The organism is Asanoa sp. WMMD1127 (genome assembly GCF_029626225.1).
Lineage (GTDB): Bacteria > Actinomycetota > Actinomycetes > Mycobacteriales > Micromonosporaceae > Asanoa.
The window spans coordinates 2,237,210-2,256,940 of record NZ_JARUBP010000001.1; the positions used below are offsets into that span (position 1 = coordinate 2,237,210).

A 19,731-nucleotide genomic window follows, 5' to 3' on the forward strand; every position below is an offset into this window, starting at 1 on the left:
GAAAAGCGCGCGATTCTTGTCGTACCCATGAGGCAGAGTGTCACGAGTGACGACCGCAACCAGTCCTGACAAGGCCGACCCGCGCGGCTGGCTTCCGGGCTTCGTGCTCCTCGGTGTGATCTGGGGTTCGAGCTTCGTGTTCATCAAGGTCGGGGTGGCCGAGCTGCACCCGCTCTACGTGACGCTCGGCCGGGTCCTCGCCGGTCTGCTGACCCTGCTCGTGGTGCTCCTCGTGACCCGCGATCGGCTCCCTCGCGACCTGCGTCTCTGGGGCCACCTCGTGGTCACCGGCGTGGTGGGCACGGCACTGCCCTTCACCCTCTTCGGCTACGGGGAGGAGCGCGTCTCGTCATCCCTCGCCGGCATCTGGAACGCCACGACGGCCCTGCTCGTGCTGCCCCTCGCGGTCTACCTGTTCCGCACCGAGCGGATGACCACCCACCGGGCGACCGGCCTGCTCATCGGCTTCGTCGGCGTGCTGGTGGTGCTCGGCGTCTGGGAGGGCCTCGGCGGCGCCCAGTTCACCGGCCAGCTGATGTGCATCGGCGCGGCGGCCTGCTACGCGGTGGCGATCCCCTACACGAAGCGGTTCATCAGTGACCGCCAGGAGTCCGGGATCGCGCTGGCGGCGGGCCAGCTCGTCACGGCGACGCTGTCGTTGGCGATCATCGCGCCGTTGGCCGTCGGCGCGCCGACGCCGATCGCCGACCTGTCCGTCAAGGCGATCGCCAGCATCCTGACGCTCGGTGCGATCGGCACCGGCCTCGCCTTCGTGCTCAACATGCGCAACATCAAGCTGGCCGGCGCGACCACGGCGTCGATGGTCACCTACCTGATCCCGGTGTTCGCGGTCATCCTCGGCGTGCTGGCGCTCGACGAGCACATCACCTGGCACCAGCCGGTCGGCGCGCTGATCGTGCTGGTCGGCGTCGCGGTCGCCCAGGGCCTGGTCGCCCGCCGCAAGCGACCGACACCGACCCCGGCGTCCCCGGAAGCCGAGCTGGCCGTCGAACGCGCCTAGGGCCTATCCGGCGGCGTGCCCGGCGGCCCAGTCGACGAGCTGGTCGGCCTTCCAGGTGTTGACCACCCGGTCGGCCGGCACGCCGCACAGGGCCGCCCGCTCGCAGCCGAAGCGCTGCCAGTCGAGCTGACCCGGGGCGTGCGCGTCGGTGCTGATCGTGAACACGCAGCCCGCCTCGAGCGCCTGGCGCATCAGGCGCTTGGGCGGATCCTGGCGTTCGGGGCGTGAGTTGATCTCGACGGCCTTGCCGTGCTCGGCGCACGCCGCGAAGACGGCCGCCGCGTCGAAGTCCGACGGTGGCCGCAGCCGCTTGCGGTGGCCGCGGTCGCCGGGCCCTTCGGCGCCGGCCGGCCGGTTGGCGACCATCCGCCCGGTGCAGTGACCGAGCACGTCCATGTGCGGGTTCTCGATCGCCCGCAGCATTCGGCGGGTCATCCGCGCGCTCTCGTCGCGCAGCGCGCTGTGCACCGACGCCACCACCACGTCGAGCCGGGAGAGCAGCTCGTCGGTCTGGTCGAGCGAGCCGTCGGCGAGGATGTCGACCTCGATGCCGGTGAGGATCCGGAAGCCCTCCGGCAGCGCCTCGTTGACCGCGGCCACGTAGTCGAGCTGTCGCTTGAGCCGGTCCGCGGTCAGACCGCGGGCCACCTTGAGGGTCGGGGAGTGGTCGGTCAGCACGATGTACTCGTGGCCCAGCTCCACCGCCGCCAGCGCCATCTCCTCGATCGGCGAACCGCCGTCGGACCAGTCGGAGTGGGTGTGGCAGTCGCCCCGCAACGCCGACCGCAAGGCCGTGGCCGCGTCGTCGAGGTCGACCCCCTCGGTGGCGAGCAGCCGGCGCAGGTAGACCGGCTCCTCGCCGGCCAGCGACTCGGCGACGCACCGGGCCGTCACGTCGCCGACGCCGGACAGCTCGGTCAGCGTGCCGGCCGCGGCCCGCTGCGCGACCTCGGCGGCGGGCAGCCCGCTGAGCGTCTTGGCCGCCGAGCGGAAGGCCCGGACGCGGTAGGTCGCCTCGTTGGCCCGTTCCAGCAGGAACGCGATGCGCCGGAGATCGGCGACGGGATCACGCGCGGTCGTCACGCACCGAACCTATCGGTCCGAAAGCTCGGCGACCTACCGTGGGAACCATGCGGACGATCGACTGGGCCGACGGAGCCGTCGAGATCATCGACCAGACCCTGCTGCCCGGCCGGCTCGAGGTCCGCCGGATCACCACCGTCGAGGAGCTGGTCGCGGCCATCCGCGAGCTGGCGGTCCGCGGCGCTCCGGCGCTGGGCGTGGCCGGCGCCTACGGGGTGGCGCTGGCGGCCAAGCAGCACGGCGGCGATGCCGAGCGACTCGACGCGGCCGTACGCCTGGTGACCACCGCCCGGCCCACGGCCGTCAACCTGGCCCGCGGCGCCGCCCGCGCGGCGAGCCGGCTGCCCGGCGGTTTCGACGCCGTGCTGGCCGAGGCCGACGCGCTGCGCGACGAGGAGATCGCGGCCTCCGCCGCCATGGCCGCCCGCGGTGCCGACCTGTTGACGGAGCTGTGCGGCAACTCGCCCCGCGTGCTCACCCACTGCAACACCGGCGCCCTCGCGGCGGTGGTCGGCGGCACCGCGCTGGGCGTCGTCGCCGAGCTCCAACGTCGCGACACCCTCGGTCCGGTGATCGCCAGCGAGACGCGGCCCCTACTGCAGGGCGCCCGGCTCACGGCATGGGAGCTGGGCCGGCTGGGCGTCGACTTCCGCGTCGCGGTCGACAGTGCCGGACCGTTCCTGATGGCCCGCGGCGAGGTCGACGTGGTGGTGCTCGGCGCCGACCGGATCTGCGCCAACGGCGACACCGTCAACAAGGTCGGCACCTACTCCCACGCGCTCGGCGCCCGCCGGGCCGGCATCCCGTTCGTGGTGGTGGCGCCCGAGTCGACGGTCGACCTGGACACGGCGACCGGCGCCGACGTCGAGATCGAGGACCGCGCGGGCGCGGAGGTGGTCACCGGCGTGCCGGCGGTCAACCCGGCCTTCGACGTGACGCCGCACGACCTGGTGACCGCGATCGTCACAGATCGTCGAGTAATCCGTCTGGACCTTGGGGAGCGGGTCGCACCACGTTGACCGTCGCCCTGTCGGGGGCCACGGCCCGCACCCACCCGCCGGCGCGGCCGAGCCGCAGCAGCGCGTCGGGTCGGGCGGGGATGTCCAGCGGGGCGGCCAGCGGCGGGGGCCAGCCGGCGCGCATCGCGTGCCCGGGCGCGAGCCACGGCAGCAATGCCGCGATCGGGTCGGGCGCATCGAGCGCGGCGCGCGCTTCGCTCAGCGCCGCGATGATGCCGTCGAGAGCCGGCCCGACCGCGGGCGCGTTGCCGCCGCACATCGCGGCGATCAGCTCCGGCCTGGTCGCGGCGACGCGGGTGCCGTCGCGGAACGAACCAGCGGCCAGGGCGCTCGCCAGCGGGTCCGTCGCCGCCGCGGCGAGGGCGGTGGCCAACAGATGGGGTACGTGGCTCACGGTCGCCACGGCCCGGTCGTGCTCCTCGGCCGTGGCGGGCACCACCCGCGCGCCGAGACTGATCACCAGCTCGGCGAGGTCGAGCCAGTCGGTGAGCGACGTGCTGCCCGGCTCGAAGCAGAGCACCCAGGCGCAGTCCCGGAACAGCTCCTCGTCGGCCGCCGCGAAACCGGAGCTCTCCTTGCCGGCCATCGGGTGGCCGCCCACGAACCCGGCCAGCCGCTGGTGGCGGCCCTGCAGCCGTTGTTCGACCAGCATCCGCACCGGCGTCTTGACCGAGGTGACGTCGCTGACCAGCCCGCTGTAACCGGCCGCCGCGATCTCGTCGAGCACCCGCGGCAACGCCGGCAGCGGCACCGCGACCAGCACGAGCCCAGCCCCGCCGACGGCGTCCCGGATCGTGCCGGTGACCTGCCAGCGGCCGGACCGCGGCGCGCGGGCGGCGGCGGTGCGCGCGGTGGCCCGGGTGGCCGGGTCGGCGTCGTAGCCGAGCACCTGGTGCCCCCGGGCGGCCAGCGCCCGCAGGGCCGAACCGCCGATGAGCCCCAACCCGATCACCGCGATGTCCACGCGAGCGACTCTCGCACACCGTGGACCATCTGGGCGTACGGTCTCGGCACGCCGACGCCGTTCGCGTTTCGCGCGGCGGATCGGGCGGATCGTCCATATACGGTGTTTCAGTGAAATTTCGGGGCAAGTTTGCCGGTCTCATCGCGTTCGTCGCCGCCACCGCGACGCTGCTGTCGCCGGGTTCGCCGGCCCTCGCGGCCGTTGTCAAGGTCACGCCCGACCCGCTGCCGACGTTCAACGGCACGGTGCTGGCGACGGCGTACGCCGGTGACACGCTCTATGTCGGTGGCGACTTCACCAGCGTGACGTCCGGCGGCCGCACCTACACGCGGAACCGGTTGGCCGCGGTCAACGCCCGCACCGGCGCGCTGCTCGGTTGGGCGCCGTCCGCCAACAGCACGGTCCGGGCGATCGCGGTGTCGGGCCGGTCCGTCTTCGTCGGCGGCGCCTTCACGGCGATCGGCACGGCCGGCCGCGACTCCCTGGCGCGCCTCGACGCCAGCACGGGCGCGGTGCACAACTCGTTCAAGCAGTCGATGACCGGGATGCCGTACTCGCTCGCGGTGGCCAACGGGCGGCTCTACGCCGGCGGGTCGATGACCCACCTCAACGGGCAGGCCATCCACCGGCTGGCCGCGTTCGACCCCGACAGCGGAGCGGTGGCCGGCTGGCGGCCGCGCGCCGACGACACGGTCGAGTCGGTCGTCGCGGTGGGCAGGCGGATCTACGTCGGCGGCCAGTTCGACGGGATCAACGGCGCCGGCGGCACCCGGCACCTGGCCGCGCTCACCACCGGCGGCGCGGTGGACACCGGCTTCACCTCGCGGGCCAGCGACGCGGTGCACGCGGTGGCGGTCGGCGCGTCCGGCGTCTACGCGGCGATGGGCGGGCCGGGCGGGCGGCTCGGCGCCTTCACCACCTCGGGCGCCGGTCGGTGGACGCTGACCATGGACGGCGACGCGCAGGCTGTCACGGTGCTGGACCGGGTGGTCTACATCGGCGGCCACTTCGACAACGTGTGCAAGTCGGCCCGGACCGGCGACCACGGCTCCTGCATCGACGGCAACACCCGCCGGATCAAGCTCGCGGCGGCCAACGAGGCCGGCGGCGCGCTGCTGCCCTGGGCCGCGGACGGCAACGGGTCGAGCGGCGTGCACACGATGGCGGCGAGCACCCGGCTCCACAAGATCGTCGCGGGCGGGGCGTTCACCACGATCCGCGGTGCGGCCCGGGCCCGGCTCGCACAGTTCGGCTGACCGCCGGCCGGCGCTGGGTACGCTGAACCACACGGATCGGAGAGGGGGTCACCGGTGACGCAACAGGCAGGCGCTCCGCGTACCCCACCGTCGGGTCTGTTCCCTTCGGCGCGGACCCGACCGACCTATCGCGAGCCGCATCCGGTGCGCGGCGCCGCCGTCGCGGCCGGCGCCGGGGCGGGGGCGGTCTGGCTGCTGGCGTTCGGCGTGGTCGACTCGACCGTTCGTGGCTACGCCTACTGGACGCTGCTGGCCGGGGGCATCGCCTGGCTGGTGGCGCTCCTGCTGGCGAAGGTCGGTGACCGGGGTGTGGCGGTCGGGATCGCGGCCGCCACCGCCATCGGTTGGAGCATCGCCGCCGTCGTCGTGGGGGTCACCTGGGTGACCCGCGGCGACTGGCCGCTGTGGTGACCCGGCGTGGTCGCGCGACCACCTCTGGTTGACCGAAAACCGCACTGTGTACGGGATTCGCTGCGCAGCGCGACCGCCCTTGACTAACCGCTCGAGCATCGGAGACGCTGCCGCCATGGCTTGGAAAGTGCAGCGGCTGGACCCTGAGCGCAGCCGCCGCCGGATGCAGCTGCTGGCCGAACTCGCTGGTGCGAAGTCGGTCCGCGAGCGCACCCAACCGCGACGGGTTCAGGGCGACCGGCTGCGGGAACTGATCGCGACCCGCCGCCGGCTGGCCAGCTGACCCGTCCCTCCTTCGGGGCGTTGGGCGGGCCGGCATGGGCCCGACCGACTACCGTCACGTCGTAACGCGCTGTTCGTGCGGGGTCTTTGGGGGGCAATCGCCGTGTCGTACTTCGCCGCAGCCGCGGTGCGCGGCTCAACCGGCTGGTCCGCCGCCGAGGTCAACCTCCACGGCGTAGCGGATATCGAAGAGGTGGCCGACCGCCTCCGCGACGTCGACCTCGAGGCCGACATCTCGCTGTTGTTCGTCGAGTCCGACGACACCTACCTGGTCGTCATGCGCCTGGACGAGGGCGAGGACCTGCGGGTCTTCGGCTCCGACAGCGCATTCGCCGAGGAGTCCCGGCTGGGCGCCCTGCTCGTCGGCGACATCAAGGCGCCGGCCATCGAGATCGACGAGGTGGTCGAGCAGAGCGCCGACCCGGACAAGCCGGCCGCCGATCCCGACGCCGACCCGGTCGGTGACGCCGACCTGCTCGCCGACCTCGGGGTGCCGGCCCGCCGGCTGCTGGAGCTCTGCGCACACGAGGGTCTGCTCCCGGCGGACGTCACCGCCGAGGTGTGCCAGACCATCGGCTGCGGCGACGAGGTCGAGGAGCTGCGGGAGGCGTGACGGCGCCACGGCGCGACCGCCACGAGGAATGGATGCGGCGGGCGCTGGCGGTCGCGGCCGACGCGGCGGCCACCGACGCCGCCGATGTCCCGGTCGGCGCGGTGCTGCTCGATGCGGCCGGCAACGAGATCGCGGTGGGGCACAACGAGCGGGAGCTGACCGGCGACCCGACGGCGCACGCCGAGATCGTCGCGATGCGGCGGGCGGCGGCGGCCCTGGGCACCTGGCGGCTGGAGGGTTGCACGCTGGTCGTCACGCTGGAGCCGTGCACCATGTGCGCGGGCGCGCTGGTGCTGGCCCGGGTGTCCACTGTGGTGTTCGGCGCCTGGGAACCGAAGACGGGCGCGGTCGGCTCGCTCTGGGACGTGGTCCGGGACCGGCGGTTGACACACCGGCCCGAGGTCTACGGCGGGGTGCTCGCGACCGAGGCGGCCGACCTGTTACGACGCTTCTTCCGCGCCCACTAGCGCGGCCGGCTTGAGCAGGCTCGCGGCGACCTCGCGGGCCGCTTCCGTCCAGGCGGTCGGGCGCATGGTGCCGGGGTCGAGGCGCACGATCGTGCGGTGGCCCTCGGCGTGCGTGGTCGCGCCGTCGGCTGACGTGATCGTGAATCCGTAGACGCCGCTGCTGCGGCCGAACGAGTCGAGCCAGAAGTGGATCGCGACGTCGCCCGTGCCGCGGATCGGCGCCCGGTAGTTGATGGTGAACTCGACGACCGCGTGGAACGAGTCGGGCAGCGTCGGGCGGCCGTCGGCGAAGGAGAAGCCGCGCTGTTCCCAGTAGGCCGTCAGCGCGCGCTCCAGCAGCAGGGCGTAGCGGGCGTTGTGCACGATGCCCATCGCGTCGAGGTCGTCGTAGTGGATGCGGATCCGCTCGGTGTGGCCGTACGCAAGAACGGTTGTCATCTCTCAGGCCTCCGGCAGCAGGTCAGGATCGGTGGCAAGGGTGCGCAGGCGGTCGCGGGCGGCGCGGCGCGCGTAGTGGTAGGTGGGCTCGGGCGACTTGATGCGGGACAGCAGCACCGCGCTCAACGCGAAGGACTCGAGCTCGTAGGCCAGCTGGTGCGGGTTGGTCTCGTCGACGAGCTCGCCGGCCGCCACGGCCTCGCGCGCCAGACCCTCGACGAAGTCGGTCCAGATCGCGAAGTGCTCGGTCAGCCGGTCGCGAACGGTGCCGGGGCGGACGCTGAACTCGAACTGGACCTTGGCGAAGAAGCAGCCGCCGGGCAGATGACGGTCCTCGTAGAAGCGGATGCGGTGGTCGTGCAGCGACCAGAGCCGGCGGATGCCGCGCGGCGCCTTGAGGGCGGGGCGCACGACGTGCTCGACGAACTGCTCGCGAGCCTGCTCGACGGTGGCGAGCTGGAGGTCTTCCTTGGACCGCCAGTGCGCGAACAGGCCGGACTTGCTGACGCCCAGGTCGGTCGCGAGCTGGCCGAGGGACAGCCCGTCGAGGCCGTCCTCGGTGGCCCGGGCGACCGCGCGATCCAGCACGGCCGCCCGGGTGCGGTCGCCGCGAGCGATTCGGCCGTCGATCGTCACCCGGTCACCATACCGAGAAAACGACCGACCGGTCGTACGTTTATCTGTGGTTCAGGTCACGCGATCGCGGTGTCCAGCGCGATCTCGACCATCTGGCCGAAGGTCTGCTCGCGCTCCTGCGACGTGGTCTTCTCGCCGCGCTTGATGTGGTCCGAGACGGTGAGCACGGTGAGCGCGCGGGCCCGGAACCGGGCGGCGATCGTGTAGAGCGCCGCCGACTCCATCTCCACGGCCAGCACGCCGTAGTCGGCGAGGGCGTCGTAGAGGTCGGGGCGGTCGGTGTAGAAGGCGTCGGCGGCCAGGATCGGGCCGACCCGCATCGGGATGCCGCGCCGCTCGGCCGTGTCGACGGCCGTGCGCAGCAGCCCGAAGTCGGCAACGGGGGCGTAGTCGATAAGGCCGTCGAACCGGGCGCGGTTCATGTTGGAGTCGGTCGAGGCGCCGCTGGCCGCGATCACGTCCCGGAGCTGGAGCTCGTCGGCCAGGGCGCCGCAGGAGCCGACCCGGATCAGCGTCTTGACGCCGTAGTCGTTGATCAGCTCGTGGGCGTAGATCGACGCGGACGGCATGCCCATGCCCGACCCCTGCACCGAGACGTCGACCCCTTGCCAGCGGCCGGTGAACCCGTACATCCCGCGCACCTCGCTGTAGCACTTGGCGTCGTCGAGGTAGGTCTCCGCGATCCACTTCGCCCGGAGCGGGTCGCCGGGCATGAGGACGCGTTCCGCGATGTCGCCGGGCTCCGCCCCGATGTGAATACTCATGCGGGCGATACTGCCAGGTCTGACCAGGGGTTCCGGCCCGGGGCGGTGCCCCCGCGACCGGTGGTACGAGGGTCGGGTAACCTTCTCGGCGGTGGTGTGTCCGAGTGGCCTAAGGAGCACGCCTCGAAAGCGTGTGAGGGTTTACGCCCTCCGCGGGTTCAAATCCCGCCGCCACCGCTCTTCCTAGAAACGCCTGGCAGAGAGCCAGGCGTTTTCTTTTGCCCCCGTTGTGGTCTCCGTCGCACGATGATGCGCGGCTAGACAACAGTGTGTGGCACACACTATCGTGTGATGCATGCCCAGCGATGAGATCCTGCGGACCCACCTCCAGGAGTTGCGGCGGGGGACGGTCGTCGTGGCGAGCCTGGTCGCGCTGCGCCGGCCCGACTACGGCTACGCGTTGCTGCAACGGCTCACCGGTCACGGCTTCCCGGTGGACGCCAACACGCTTTATCCCCTGCTCCGGCGGCTCGAGGAGCAGGGGCTGCTGACCAGCGAGTGGAACACCGAGGAGAGCCGACCGCGCAAGTTCTACCGGACCAGCGAGGCAGGCGAGGAGATCCTCCATCGCCTGCTCGACGACCTGGCCGCTGTGCAGACCTCCATGACCGGCCTGATCGAAGGAGTGGACCGATGAGTTCCCTGACCGACCGCTACCTGGCCGCGACCCTCGGCGCGGTGCCGGCCGCGCGGCGCGCGGAGATCGACACCGAGCTGCGCGGCTCGATCGAAGACATGATCGAGGGGCGCGTGGCCGCGGGCGGGGACGCCGCCGTCGCCGAGCGCGAGGTGCTGACCGAGCTCGGCGACCCCGCCGCGCTGGCGGCCCGCTACGCCGACCGCCGGCTGCAGCTCATCGGGCCGGCCTACTACCTGATCTGGGAACGGCTGCTGAAGCTGTTGCTCTCCTTCGTGCCGGCGTTGGTCGGCGTGGTGGTCGGCCTCGCGACAGCCGCCGACGGCGACAACGCCGGCGCCGCGCTGGGTCAGGGCATCTCCGCCGCCATCCAGGTCGTCGTGCACATCGGGTTCTGGCTGACGCTCGTCTTCGCGGTGCTCGAGCGCACCAACGCGCGCCTGGACCTGCCGAAGTGGACGGTCGACCAGCTGCCGGAGAAGCGGCCGGAGCGGCAGATCGGGCTCGCCGACTTCATCGCGTCCGTAACGATGCTGGCGCTGTTCATCGCGTACCTGTTGCTGCAGCAGTTCCGGTCCTTCGTCGACGACGGCGACGGCGGCAACCTGCCGATCCTCGATCCGGCGCTGTGGAGCTTCTGGCTTCCGTTCCTGATCGCGGTGCTGGTCGCCACCATCGGTGTCGAGGTCGGCAAATACCGGGCCGGCCGGTGGACCTGGCCGCTGGTCGGCGTCAACGCGGCGCTGGACCTGCTGTTCGCCGCGCCGGTGGTCGGGCTGCTGCTGACCGACCGGCTGCTCAACCCGGACCTGGTCGCCCGGTTCGCGTGGCTCGGTCGCGGCGACAACCTCGACACCGTCGCGACGATCGCCGTCGTCGGCACGGTGCTGATCGTGCTCTGGGACATCGTCGACAGCGTCGTCAAGGCGCGCCGCGACTGATCAATGCGCGCCGGGTCCGGCAACGGGCCCGGCGCCGTCGCGCGGTCAGGACAGCGGCGCGGACAGCTCGATCATGTTGCCCCAGGGATCGCCGATCAGCGCGAGCCGGCTGTTGATCTCCTTGAGGTCGAACGGGCGGCCGAAGATGGTGACGCCGCGACGGTCGAGTTCGGCGAGGGCGTCGTCGATGTCGTCGACGCGGAGGCAGAAGTGGTGGTAGCCCGGTCGTTCCAGGCTGTCGATCACGTTGGTGTAATAGGTGCCCGGATCGGGATTGCCGCCACCGAAGATTTCCACGTGAAAGCTGTCGTCAGCTGGCGGCGCGAGATAGGCGAGTTGCAGGCCGGCCCACGGCCATTCGGCCACGACACGGAAGTCGAGCTTCTCCGTGTACCAGCGCTTGCCCTCGGCGTAGTCGGGAACCCGCACCGCGACGTGATGGCCGCGGGCGGAGGCGAATGGGCTGGACGGATTCTGCTCGGGCGCTGCCATGGCTCTCCCCTCAACAGTTGCCGACGCCGTAGGTGAACAGCCGCTGGACGTCGGCGGTGTAGCCCACCACGGTCTTCCGCACGGTCTGGCCGTCGTGCATGAAGAGATAGGCCCGGTCGCCGTTGGTGACCAGCAGCCCGTCGAACTGGTAGCTGCCCGCGGGCGCGGTCATCGTGGTCGCCTCGGGATAGGCCGCCCGCGTGTCGGCGACCGACGTGCCGACGCCGACACCCTCGGGCGTGGTGAGCGGCGGGTTGGCCCAGAGCATGACCAGCTGCCCGTCGGCGAAGACGGGATGGGCCGCGCTGACGCCGGTGAGGACCGGGCCGCAGGCGTTGACAGGTCTGGTCATCGCGCCGCCCTGCCTGAGCTCGGTGTCGGTCTGGCCGAGCCGCGCGTCGCGTACGCCGTCGAAGTCGACCATGTCGGATCGGGTCGCGCTCGACGTCGTGCTGGCGTAGGCCGGCGAACCACCTTGTTGCGTCGCATATCCGGCGAGCAGTGCGAAGAGGGCGAGCGCAACGACGACCAGGGGGATGAACCGTGGCTTCATGTGACCTCCCAAGCACACAACGTAGCCGTTATCCACAGGTTTATCCACAGCGTGTGGATAGAACGTGTGTACGAGCGACGCCGCGCTGAGCTGGGGTTATGCGCGCTGGTCAGTCAGCCGGGGCGCTTGGAAGTCGCGGTTGTCGACAACCAGCTGGGCCCGCTCCCGTGGCTGCACGTCCGTGAGATACCGGCGCTCGCCGGGGATGTACTTAGTGCGGTACCGCCGCTCCGCCTCCGCGGCCCCGGCCATCCACGCTTGGTCGCGGTCGATGCCCCGGCGCAGCACCTCGTCGAACGGGATGTCGACGAAAATCCGCAGATCCCAATGCGGGTCGAGCTCGGGCCGCTGCAGGAAGCAGCCGTCGGCGACCAGGACGGCGTCGTCCCTCGCGGTGCGCGGAGGCTCGTCGAGCGCGGTGAGCGCGGCGAAGTCCATCAGCGCCGGGCGATAACGCCGGCTGCCGCCCGGCCCGAGCGGCGCCAGCAGCTCATCGCGGATGCCTTCGTTGTCCCAGGAGTCGAGGTAGTAGCTCTCCGGGGAGTCCTTGGCGAACCGCGTCCGGCGCACGACCGCGCGCTTGAAGTGGTCGATGCTGACCCTGATCACCTCGCGCGTGGTGCGGGCCCGCAGCGCCTCGCCGAGCTCGTCGGCCAGCGTCGACTTGCCCGCCGCCGAGCAGCCGTCGACCGCCACCCGCACGGGATGGGGCCGCTCGACCTCCAGCACCGCGTCCGCCAACGCCGCCAACACGTCCGCCCGCCGACCCACGGCCACCCCCGGAGACGAAGGCGGGGCCGGCTCGCAACGGAACCGGCCCCACAGAGAAAGTCGCGGAAAGCGCGCGGAGGATACGAGATTCGAACTCGTGAGGGTGTGAACCCAACACGCTTTCCAAGCGTGCGCCCTAGGCCTCTAGGCGAATCCTCCGTCGCACAGGATACAGGTCCGCCCGAGGGGATCCAGGCCACCCCAAACCCGGCGACCGGTCGGTACGGGTAGGCTAGGGACACCCCTCGTGCGGCGTACAACCTGTGAACCTCCCCAGGGCCGGAAGGCAGCAAGGATAAGCGGGCTCTGACGGGTGCACGAGGGGCCTTTCGCTGTCTAGGCCCGCTGAGCCGTCAGGCCCACTCGGTCTGCGCGGCGTACCAGCCGAGTTGCATGCGGGTACGCACGCCGGCCAGCTCCATCATCCGTTGCACCCGGCGCTGGACCGTGCGCATCGACATGCCGAGCTGCGAGGCGATGGCGCGGTCGGTCAGGCCGGCGAGCAGCAGCGCCAGCACCTGGCGGTCGAGCGGGAACAGCGCGCCGTCGGTGGACTGCTCCTCCAGCGCGCCGTCCGGGCCCAGGGTGAGCGGCAGCGCGCGATGCCAGACCGCGTCGAAGAGGGCCTGCAGCGCGTCGAGGAGGCCGCTGCGGTGCACCACGATCGCGGTCGGCTGGTTGCTCTCGTCGGCCATCGGGAGCACGCCGATCGCCCGGTCAGCGATCACCAGCTTGATGGGTACGTGCTCCGCGACGCGTACCTCCTCGCCCGCGGCCAGGGCCGCCGCAGCGTCGGCGGCGCCGCCCTCTTGCTCGAGCACGGTCCGTTCGATGACGACGCGGTAGCGCACTCCCCGGCCGAGGCCCTCGATCTCGGCCGCGTTGTCGGCGCGGCTGACCGCCAGCGTGGTCGCGGTGACCAGGGCCTGCACCTCGTCGGTGGCCGTGGCTTGGAGCTGCGCGAAGCGGCGGGTGATCACGTCGACCCCGGTGACCACCTCGACCAGGTCGCCGGCGGCGCGGTCAGCCGCCGTCGCCCGGTAGCGGGCCGCCAGGTTCGCCAGCTCCAGCTCGGCGCGGCGCAGCTGGTCGCGGCGCTGGGTGACCAGCGGGCCGAGGGCGAAGGTCGGCGAGCTGGCGATGTAGCGGCCGCCGGAGCGGGCGGCCAGACCCAGGCCGTGCAGGCTGGTCAGGGCGGCGCCGGTCGCGGGCACGGTGGCGTCGAGCGCCGCGGCGAGCTCCTCCGTGGTGGCGGCGGGCCGGGCGACCAGCTCGCGGTAGGTCGCCTCTTCGATGGGCCGCAAGCCGAGCGCGGCGAGCGGCGAGGTGTCGGTCACTTACTTCCCCCAGGTCAAGCGCTGGCGAGTATGCGCCATGACCTAAATACGACGCAAGAGGAGCGTCCCGTCCCTGTCGTGGGTGTGCCAGGGTGAGCGCAGTCGGCGCAGGCCCCTCACCCCCCAACTGCGCCGGCTACCTCTTGTGATGTCCGGGCGTTGTCACTGTGTTGGCGACGCCCGGATCACCGTCACGGGGCGGGCGTCCTGTCGGTGCGGCGTGAGAGGCTTAGGGCCTGTTCTGCCGATCAACGCGGCCTGCGACGGGCCCAGCTGCCGCCTGGCGGCGTCCCGGAATCACCCGGATACAACACCGGTATCCGGGCAATTCCGGGCCACCACCAGACGACACCTGGACTCCGTCTCGGCTCGCGTTGATTGGCAGAACAGGCCCTGAACGCCGTTGGGGAGGGGACTCGTGGCGCTCGCGCTCTACCGCAAATACCGGCCGCGGACATTCGTCGAGATGGTCGGCCAGGAGCATGTCACCGAGCCGTTGTCGCAGGCCTTGCGCAGCGGCCGGCTCCACCATGCCTACCTGTTCTCCGGGCCGCGCGGCTGCGGCAAGACCTCCAGTGCCCGCATCCTCGCCCGCTCCCTCAACTGCGAGCGTGGGCCCACTCCCGAGCCCTGTGGGGTCTGTGAGTCCTGCCGGTCCCTGGCGCCCGACGGTCCCGGCTCGATCGACGTGATCGAGATCGACGCGGCCAGCCACGGCGGCGTCGATGACGCCCGTGAGCTGCGCGAACGCGCCTTCTTCGCCCCCGCGTCCAGCCGCTTCAAGATCTACGTGATCGACGAGGCGCACATGGTGTCGCCCCAGGGCTTCAACGCCCTGCTCAAGTTGGTCGAAGAGCCGCCGGACTACGTCAAGTTCATCTTCGCGACCACCGAGCCCGACAAGGTGCTCGGCACGATCAGGTCGCGGACCCACCATTACCCCTTCCGGCTGTATCCGCCGAGCGTCCTGCGGCCCTACATCGAGCAGCTCGCGTCGAGCGAAAACGTCAAGGTCGAGCCGGCGGTGTTCCCGCTGGTGGTCCGGGCCGGTGGCGGCAGCTTCCGCGACACCCTCTCCGTGCTCGACCAGCTGTTCGCCGGCGCCGGGCCGGAGGGCGTGAGCTACGCGCGGGCGGTGGCGCTGCTGGGTGTCACCGACGCCGCGCTGATCGACGAGATGTGCGACGCGCTGGCCGCCGGCGACGGCTCCGCCGCCTACGCGACGATCGACCGGGTCGCCGAGGCCGGCCACGACCCGCGCCGCTTCGCGTCCGACCTGCTCGAGCGGCTGCGCGACCTGATCGTCATGCAGCAGGTCCCGGAGGCCGCGGCCAAGGGCCTGATCGACGGCCCGGCCGACCAGCTCGAGCGGATGAACGCCCAGGCCGCGCGGCTCGGTCCGGCCACCCTGTCCCGCTGCGCCGACATCGTGCACAACGGCCTGATCGAGATGCGCGGCACCACCGCGCCGCGCCTGCTGCTCGAGCTGATCGCGGCCCGCATGCTGCTGCCGTCCGCCGACAAGGCGGAGAGCGGGCTGCTGCAGCGGCTCGAGCGCATGGAGCGCCGGCTGTCGATCGCGGGTGAGCAGAGCTACGCCGAGGACGAGCCCGAGGATTCCGGCCCGGCCGTGCTGGCCGAGCCCAGCACCCCGCGGCCGGCCGGCCCGGCGCCGGCCGGCGGCGGCGCGGCCGCGGCTCGCGCGGCCGCCGCCGCGGCGGCCAGCCGCGGCGCCCGGGCGGAGCGCGTCACCCGGGTCGGCCCTGCCGCTGAGGCCACCCCGGCGGATGAGCTTGCGGCTCCCGCCGGTGGCGCGGTCGCCGAGGTCGATCCCGCTGAGCCGCCCGGCGCGGCGCAGGCGGGCGGCGACGCCCGGCGCACCCGAGTCGTGTCCGCTGAGCCGCCCGGCGCGGCGCAGGCGGGCGGCGACCCCCGGCGCACCCGAGTCGTGCCCGCCGAAGACGACGAGCCGGTGCCGGTGGAAGCCGATCAGCCGCCGCGGCGCGTGCCGCCGCAGGGTGTGATGGCCGATCCGGCCACGCCGGACCCGGTCATCCCGGATGCCGGCGGCCCGGGCGCGCTCGACGCGGCCGCCGTCCGCCGGGTGTGGGACGAGATCGTCACCATGGTCCGCGTCACCAACAAGCGGATCGCCGCGCTGGCCAGCGAGGCCACGGTCCGCGACATCGACGGCGACACGCTGGTGCTGACCTTCCGCCACCAGTTCCACGCCCGCACGCTGGCGGAAAACGCCGAGCCGGTGTCAGACGCGGCCTACGAGGTGCTCGGCAGCCGGTGGCAGATCCGCTGCGAGCTGGCCGGCGACGAGCGGGCGGGCGGCGGCCCCGCGCCGGCCCGGCCGAGCCCCGCGGCCCGCGACCAGGGCGCCGGCGCGCCGGCGGCCGGTGGCCGCACCCCGACCAACGTGGCCCGCGACCAGGGCGACAGCGCGCCGGCAGCCGGTGGCCGCACCCCGGGCCAGGACCGCCGAGGCGGGCGCGAACGCTCGTCCAACGCCCACGGCGACAGCGGCGCATCCGGCGACCGCTCCTCCGACGACGACCACCCGGCCGGCCAACCGGATCACCCGGCGCCGGGCGATGGCGCGTCCACCGAGCCTCCGCGTGACTCGGGCATGGCAATCAAGGCGGAGCAGAGCGCCCGCGAAGACGGCGGCACGCCGATCGGCGCCACCGCCCGCGACGGTCGCGCTTCTGGCGATGCGTCCGCACGCGATCGCGGCCTAGGCAGCGCCGAGGCCGTGACTGACGGTCGCGCTGCCGGTGGCGGGTCCGCGCCGGCCAGCGCCGCTGGGTCCAGGCGCGACGACGGTGGTCGTCGGGCGGAGCCGCGTGGGGGTTCGGACCGGCGCGATGTCGCGCGGTCGGCCGCGGTCGCTGCGCCTGAGGTGGAAGAGGACTGGCCCGAGACGGCGCAGCCGGGTGGGCCGGCGGCCGGCCCGGCGGACGACTCCGACTGGCCTGAGATCGCGGCGATCCCCGCTTCCGGCGCCGACCGCGCCGGTGACGGCGACCGGGTCGCGTTCGCGGCCAGCGCGGTGGCCAGCGGCGTTGCCGTCGCCGCGCCCGCACCACCGATCAGCGCCACCGCGCCCGACCGGCCGGCCCCCGTCGACAACCGCGCGGCCACCCCGACCGCGGTGCCGACCCAGCCGGCCCCTACGGCCGCCCCCGCTCGACCGACGCCGAATCCGACACCAGCCCCGACCAGCGGTGGCGCGGCCGCCGCGGCCCGGGCGGCGGCCCGGGCCGCCGCCAACCGCGCCAGGGCCGCCACCCCGGCCGCTGCCCCCACCGCGACCCAACCCGCGGCCGACGCCGACTGGGCGGGGGAGCCGCCCTTCGACCCGGACTACGACAACCCGGGCAAGGTCCGCTTCGAGGGATTCGACCCGGGCGACGAGCCGACCGACGAGGTGATCGACGAGAAGACCGCGCGGCAGAGCAGTGAACAGCAGGCGTTCGCCCTGTTGCAGGAGGCTCTCGGCGCCGAGCGGATCGGTGAGATCGATCTCAAGTAGGCCTGGCCAGCGGTGGGCCGGATCACCCCACTACTCTCTTAAGTGACCGACGGATTCGGACGAAGGAGTCTCCCGTGCGCCCCGGTGGACAGCCCAACCTGCAGCAGCTGATGAAGCAGGCGCAGAAGATGCAGCAGCAGATCGCCGACGCGCAGGCCGAGCTCGCCGAGGCCGAGGTGACCGGCACGGCCGGCGGCGGTCTGGTCACGGTCACGCTCAGCGGCACCGGTGAGGTCCAGGCGGTCAAGATCGACCCCAAGGCGGTCGACGCGGACGACGTCGAGACCCTCGAAGACCTGGTGCTGGCCGCGCTGCGCAACGGCACCGAGGCGGTCCGTGCCCTCACCGAGGAGAAGATGGGCCCGGTCAGCGGCGGGATGGGCGGCCTCGGCCTGCCCGGCTTCTAAAAGGAAACCGCCGTGTACGAAGGCGCGATCCAGGACCTGATCGACGAGCTGGGCCGCCTGCCCGGCGTCGGGCCGAAGAGCGCCCAGCGGATCGCGTTCCACATCCTCTCGGCCGACCCGGCCGACGTCACCCGGCTGGCCACGGTGCTCAACCGGGTCAAGGACCAGGTCCGCTTCTGCACCACCTGCTTCAACGTCGCCGAGTCCGAGCAGTGCCGGATCTGCCGTGACCCGCGGCGCACGAACGAGGTGCTCTGCGTTGTCGAAGAGCCCAAGGACGTCGTGGCGATCGAGCGCACCGGCGAGTTCCGCGGCCGCTACCACGTGCTCGGCGGCGCGATCAACCCGCTCGAGGGCATCGGCCCCGACAACCTGCGGGTCCGCGAGCTGATGAGCCGCCTCGGCTCGGGCGAGGTCAAGGAGCTCATCCTGGCCACCGACCCGAATACCGAGGGTGAGGCCACAGCGACCTACATCGCCCTCCTGGTCAAGCCCATGGGCATCGACGTGACCCGGCTGGCCAGCGGACTGCCGGTGGGTGGCGACCTGGAGTACGCCGACGAGATCACCTTGGGCCGGGCCTTCGAGGGCCGACGTGCGGTCTGAGTCACTAAGCCGCCGCCACACGCCACAAATCACTGCGAAATAGACACTCTGAAAGCCACTCATAGGGCATATCGGGGCAAGCTGTCCGCTTCGAGACCGGGGGCCGGTGTGACACCGGCCGAACCGTGTGCCAGGCTGACCGTCACACCGAAGACGTTCTCACGTCCGGGCACAGCGTCATCCCCCGATTACCCGAGGTTCCGAGTTGGCAGGTCACATTGTCATTACGGGCAGGCCTGAAGTTGGTTACGCCCACCGCCCGCCCTTGACGCTGAGCGACGACGCGAGAAAAAGTTCGGTACGCAGCGGCACCACGTCGCTGACGTTCGCGCGCCCGTTCGGCTCACCCCAGTCGGGCGGTCATCACGAACTCTCCACGTACGCGCCAACCGATCGGTTGTCGACGCGGCGGGGGCCGGCCCGTGCTGCGGGCCGCACGGTCACCTGCGCGCGGCGGCCGGGGAAAGGACCGGGCAACTGATGGTCGTTGGCCCCGACGCGTCCATTTCCGATCAGGTCCCTGTCGGGGAGCCGCCGGCTGAGGCCGAGGGTTCCCAGAAGGCGATCGAAGGACGCTCCCTAGGCCAGATCGCCTGGCGCCGGCTCAAGCGGGACAAGGCCGCCATGGCCGGCGGCATCGTGATCATTCTGTTGATCCTGATCGCCATCTTCGCGCCGCTCATCGTCAACGCGTGGGGTTACGACCCCAACTCGTTCCATCAGGAGACGATGGACCCGACGACCCAGGCGCCCACGTCGACGTTCCCGTTCGGTGCGTTCGACTCCAAGCACCTGATGGGTGTCGAGCCGCCGTTCGGCCGCGACATCTTCAGCCGCGTGCTCTACGGCGCCCGGATCTCGCTGCTCATCGCCTTCCTCGCCACGCTGCTCTCGGTGGTCATCGGCGCGACGCTCGGCGTCATCGCCGGTTACCTCGGCGGCTGGGTCGACTGGGTGATCAGCCGGGCGATGGACCTGTTCCTGGCGTTCCCGATCCTGGTGTTCGCGATCGCGCTCGCCGGCGTCATCCCGGACAAGGCGTTCGGGCTCTCCGGCGACACGCTGCGAATAGTCCTGTTGATCTTCATTATCGGCTTCTTTAACTGGGGCTACATGGCGCGCATCGTGCGTGGCCAGACGCTTTCGTTACGCGAACGCGAGTTCGTCGACGCGTCGCGCAGCCTCGGTGCGCGCAGCGGCTACATCCTGCGCAAGGAGCTGCTGCCGAACCTGGTGGCGCCGATCCTGATCTACGCGACGCTGCTCATCCCGACCAACATCCTGTTCGAGGCCGGCCTGTCCTTCCTGGGCGTCGGCATCCGGCCTCCGACGGCGACCTGGGGCGGGATGCTCAGCGAGGCGGTGCGCTACTACACGATGCCGCACTTCATGTTCTGGCCGGGCCTGGCGATCTTCATCACCGTGCTGGCCTTCAACCTCTTCGGAGACGGCCTCCGCGACGCGCTCGACCCAAAGACGCGATGAGCTCGCA

22 protein-coding genes, 2 tRNA genes and 1 other RNA gene are annotated in these 19,731 nt (G+C 72.0%); 15 read left to right on the forward strand and 10 right to left on the reverse strand.

The genetic code is table 11. From position 1 onward, the window contains the following. Nucleotides 1–46 precede the first annotated feature (46 nt). Nucleotides 47–1,021 carry a DMT family transporter gene (locus O7635_RS10765; protein ID WP_278080273.1) on the forward strand — a complete coding sequence of 325 codons (975 nt, stop codon included), beginning with the start codon at nucleotides 47–49 and terminating at the stop codon, nucleotides 1,019–1,021. Between the two features lie 3 nt (nucleotides 1,022–1,024). On the opposite strand, the gene O7635_RS10770 is transcribed toward O7635_RS10765, so the two are convergent. After that, nucleotides 1,025–2,104, reverse strand: coding sequence for a PHP domain-containing protein (locus O7635_RS10770; protein WP_278080274.1), 1,080 nt, complete (start codon nucleotides 2,102–2,104; stop codon nucleotides 1,025–1,027). A gap of 47 nt (nucleotides 2,105–2,151) precedes the next feature. On the opposite strand from O7635_RS10770, the gene mtnA reads away from it, so the two are divergent. Next, nucleotides 2,152–3,123 carry an S-methyl-5-thioribose-1-phosphate isomerase gene (gene mtnA, locus O7635_RS10775; protein WP_278080275.1) on the forward strand — a complete coding sequence of 324 codons (972 nt, stop codon included), beginning with the start codon at nucleotides 2,152–2,154 and terminating at the stop codon, nucleotides 3,121–3,123. Here mtnA and O7635_RS10780 read toward each other — a convergent pair. Further along, entirely contained in the window at nucleotides 3,068–4,087 is a 1,020-nt protein-coding gene (locus O7635_RS10780; protein WP_278080276.1) for a prephenate dehydrogenase/arogenate dehydrogenase family protein, read from the reverse strand. The genes mtnA and O7635_RS10780 overlap by 56 nt on opposite strands. A 110-nt stretch (nucleotides 4,088–4,197) precedes the next feature. Here O7635_RS10780 and O7635_RS10785 point away from each other — a divergent pair, with 110 nt between their 5' ends. The 5 genes from O7635_RS10785 (at nucleotide 4,198) to tadA (ending at nucleotide 7,116) form a co-directional block, all read left to right on the forward strand. Then, nucleotides 4,198–5,343, forward strand: a complete 1,146-nt coding sequence (locus O7635_RS10785) for a hypothetical protein (RefSeq protein ID WP_278080277.1) — start codon at nucleotides 4,198–4,200, stop codon at nucleotides 5,341–5,343. Nucleotides 5,344–5,397: 54 nt separating this feature from the next. Beyond that, a complete protein-coding gene (locus tag O7635_RS10790) occupies nucleotides 5,398–5,754 on the forward strand; it encodes a hypothetical protein (protein WP_278080278.1) in 357 nt (118 codons plus the stop codon). Between the two features lie 115 nt (nucleotides 5,755–5,869). Then, on the forward strand, nucleotides 5,870–6,037 hold the full coding sequence (locus O7635_RS10795) for a hypothetical protein (protein ID WP_278080279.1): 168 nt from the start codon (nucleotides 5,870–5,872) through the stop codon (nucleotides 6,035–6,037). Nucleotides 6,038–6,139: 102 nt separating this feature from the next. Then, nucleotides 6,140–6,649 carry a tRNA adenosine deaminase-associated protein gene (locus O7635_RS10800; RefSeq protein ID WP_278085436.1) on the forward strand — a complete coding sequence of 170 codons (510 nt, stop codon included), beginning with the start codon at nucleotides 6,140–6,142 and terminating at the stop codon, nucleotides 6,647–6,649. Next, the gene (gene tadA / locus O7635_RS10805) at nucleotides 6,613–7,116 is read left to right on the forward strand and encodes a tRNA adenosine(34) deaminase TadA (protein WP_278085437.1); all 504 of its coding nucleotides are present in this window, start codon (nucleotides 6,613–6,615) and stop codon (nucleotides 7,114–7,116) included. Before O7635_RS10800 ends, tadA begins: the two co-directional genes overlap by 37 nt. Here the strand turns inward: tadA and O7635_RS10810 are convergent. From O7635_RS10810 to deoD, 3 genes are read right to left on the reverse strand one after another with little or no spacing between them, the layout of a single operon-like run. After that, nucleotides 7,090–7,554: a thioesterase family protein gene (locus O7635_RS10810; protein ID WP_278080280.1), complete on the reverse strand. Its 465-nt coding sequence runs from the start codon at nucleotides 7,552–7,554 to the stop codon at nucleotides 7,090–7,092. The genes tadA and O7635_RS10810 overlap by 27 nt on opposite strands. Before the next feature lie 3 nt (nucleotides 7,555–7,557). Beyond that, complete coding sequence (locus O7635_RS10815) at nucleotides 7,558–8,190, reverse strand: TetR/AcrR family transcriptional regulator (protein WP_278080281.1); 633 nt, start codon at nucleotides 8,188–8,190, stop codon at nucleotides 7,558–7,560. 56 nt (nucleotides 8,191–8,246) lie between these two features. Continuing rightward, nucleotides 8,247–8,954, reverse strand: coding sequence for a purine-nucleoside phosphorylase (deoD, locus tag O7635_RS10820; protein WP_278080282.1), 708 nt, complete (start codon nucleotides 8,952–8,954; stop codon nucleotides 8,247–8,249). Nucleotides 8,955–9,044: 90 nt separating this feature from the next. Here deoD and O7635_RS10825 point away from each other — a divergent pair. From O7635_RS10825 to O7635_RS10835, 3 genes are all read left to right on the forward strand, one after another. Next, nucleotides 9,045–9,131 (forward strand) — tRNA-Ser (locus O7635_RS10825). 118 nt (nucleotides 9,132–9,249) lie between these two features. After that, complete coding sequence (locus tag O7635_RS10830; protein WP_278080283.1) at nucleotides 9,250–9,591, forward strand: PadR family transcriptional regulator; 342 nt, start codon at nucleotides 9,250–9,252, stop codon at nucleotides 9,589–9,591. Further along, complete coding sequence (locus tag O7635_RS10835) at nucleotides 9,588–10,532, forward strand: permease prefix domain 1-containing protein (RefSeq protein WP_278080284.1); 945 nt, start codon at nucleotides 9,588–9,590, stop codon at nucleotides 10,530–10,532. The genes O7635_RS10830 and O7635_RS10835 overlap by 4 nt, the downstream gene beginning before the upstream one ends. A 45-nt stretch (nucleotides 10,533–10,577) precedes the next feature. Here O7635_RS10835 and O7635_RS10840 read toward each other — a convergent pair whose 3' ends face one another. The 4 genes from O7635_RS10840 to O7635_RS10855 all read right to left on the reverse strand — a co-directional run bounded on the left by O7635_RS10840 (nucleotide 10,578) and on the right by O7635_RS10855 (nucleotide 12,507). Further along, on the reverse strand, nucleotides 10,578–11,024 hold the full coding sequence (locus O7635_RS10840; RefSeq protein WP_278080285.1) for a VOC family protein: 447 nt from the start codon (nucleotides 11,022–11,024) through the stop codon (nucleotides 10,578–10,580). A gap of 10 nt (nucleotides 11,025–11,034) precedes the next feature. Next, the gene (locus O7635_RS10845) at nucleotides 11,035–11,577 is read right to left on the reverse strand and encodes a hypothetical protein (RefSeq protein ID WP_278080286.1); all 543 of its coding nucleotides are present in this window, start codon (nucleotides 11,575–11,577) and stop codon (nucleotides 11,035–11,037) included. A gap of 96 nt (nucleotides 11,578–11,673) precedes the next feature. After that, the gene (locus O7635_RS10850; protein WP_278080287.1) at nucleotides 11,674–12,354 is read right to left on the reverse strand and encodes a uridylate kinase; all 681 of its coding nucleotides are present in this window, start codon (nucleotides 12,352–12,354) and stop codon (nucleotides 11,674–11,676) included. A gap of 68 nt (nucleotides 12,355–12,422) precedes the next feature. Beyond that, nucleotides 12,423–12,507, reverse strand: a tRNA-Ser gene (locus O7635_RS10855). Between the two features lie 80 nt (nucleotides 12,508–12,587). Here O7635_RS10855 and ffs point away from each other — a divergent pair. Beyond that, an RNA gene (gene ffs / locus O7635_RS10860) (signal recognition particle sRNA small type) lies at nucleotides 12,588–12,678 on the forward strand. Nucleotides 12,679–12,701: 23 nt separating this feature from the next. On the opposite strand, the gene O7635_RS10865 is transcribed toward ffs, so the two are convergent. Beyond that, the gene (locus tag O7635_RS10865; protein ID WP_278080288.1) at nucleotides 12,702–13,685 is read right to left on the reverse strand and encodes a helix-turn-helix transcriptional regulator; all 984 of its coding nucleotides are present in this window, start codon (nucleotides 13,683–13,685) and stop codon (nucleotides 12,702–12,704) included. A 418-nt stretch (nucleotides 13,686–14,103) separates the two neighbouring features. Here O7635_RS10865 and O7635_RS10870 point away from each other — a divergent pair, with 418 nt between their 5' ends. The 4 genes from O7635_RS10870 (at nucleotide 14,104) to O7635_RS10885 (ending at nucleotide 19,724) form a co-directional block, all read left to right on the forward strand. Then, entirely contained in the window at nucleotides 14,104–17,226 is a 3,123-nt protein-coding gene (locus tag O7635_RS10870; protein ID WP_278080289.1) for a DNA polymerase III subunit gamma and tau, read from the forward strand. Between the two features lie 53 nt (nucleotides 17,227–17,279). Further along, on the forward strand, nucleotides 17,280–17,633 hold the full coding sequence (locus tag O7635_RS10875) for a YbaB/EbfC family nucleoid-associated protein (RefSeq protein ID WP_278085438.1): 354 nt from the start codon (nucleotides 17,280–17,282) through the stop codon (nucleotides 17,631–17,633). A gap of 12 nt (nucleotides 17,634–17,645) precedes the next feature. Further along, on the forward strand, nucleotides 17,646–18,239 hold the full coding sequence (gene recR / locus O7635_RS10880; protein WP_278080290.1) for a recombination mediator RecR: 594 nt from the start codon (nucleotides 17,646–17,648) through the stop codon (nucleotides 18,237–18,239). A gap of 480 nt (nucleotides 18,240–18,719) precedes the next feature. Beyond that, nucleotides 18,720–19,724 carry an ABC transporter permease gene (locus tag O7635_RS10885; RefSeq protein WP_278080291.1) on the forward strand — a complete coding sequence of 335 codons (1,005 nt, stop codon included), beginning with the start codon at nucleotides 18,720–18,722 and terminating at the stop codon, nucleotides 19,722–19,724. The last annotated feature ends 7 nt before the right edge of the window (nucleotides 19,725–19,731 follow it).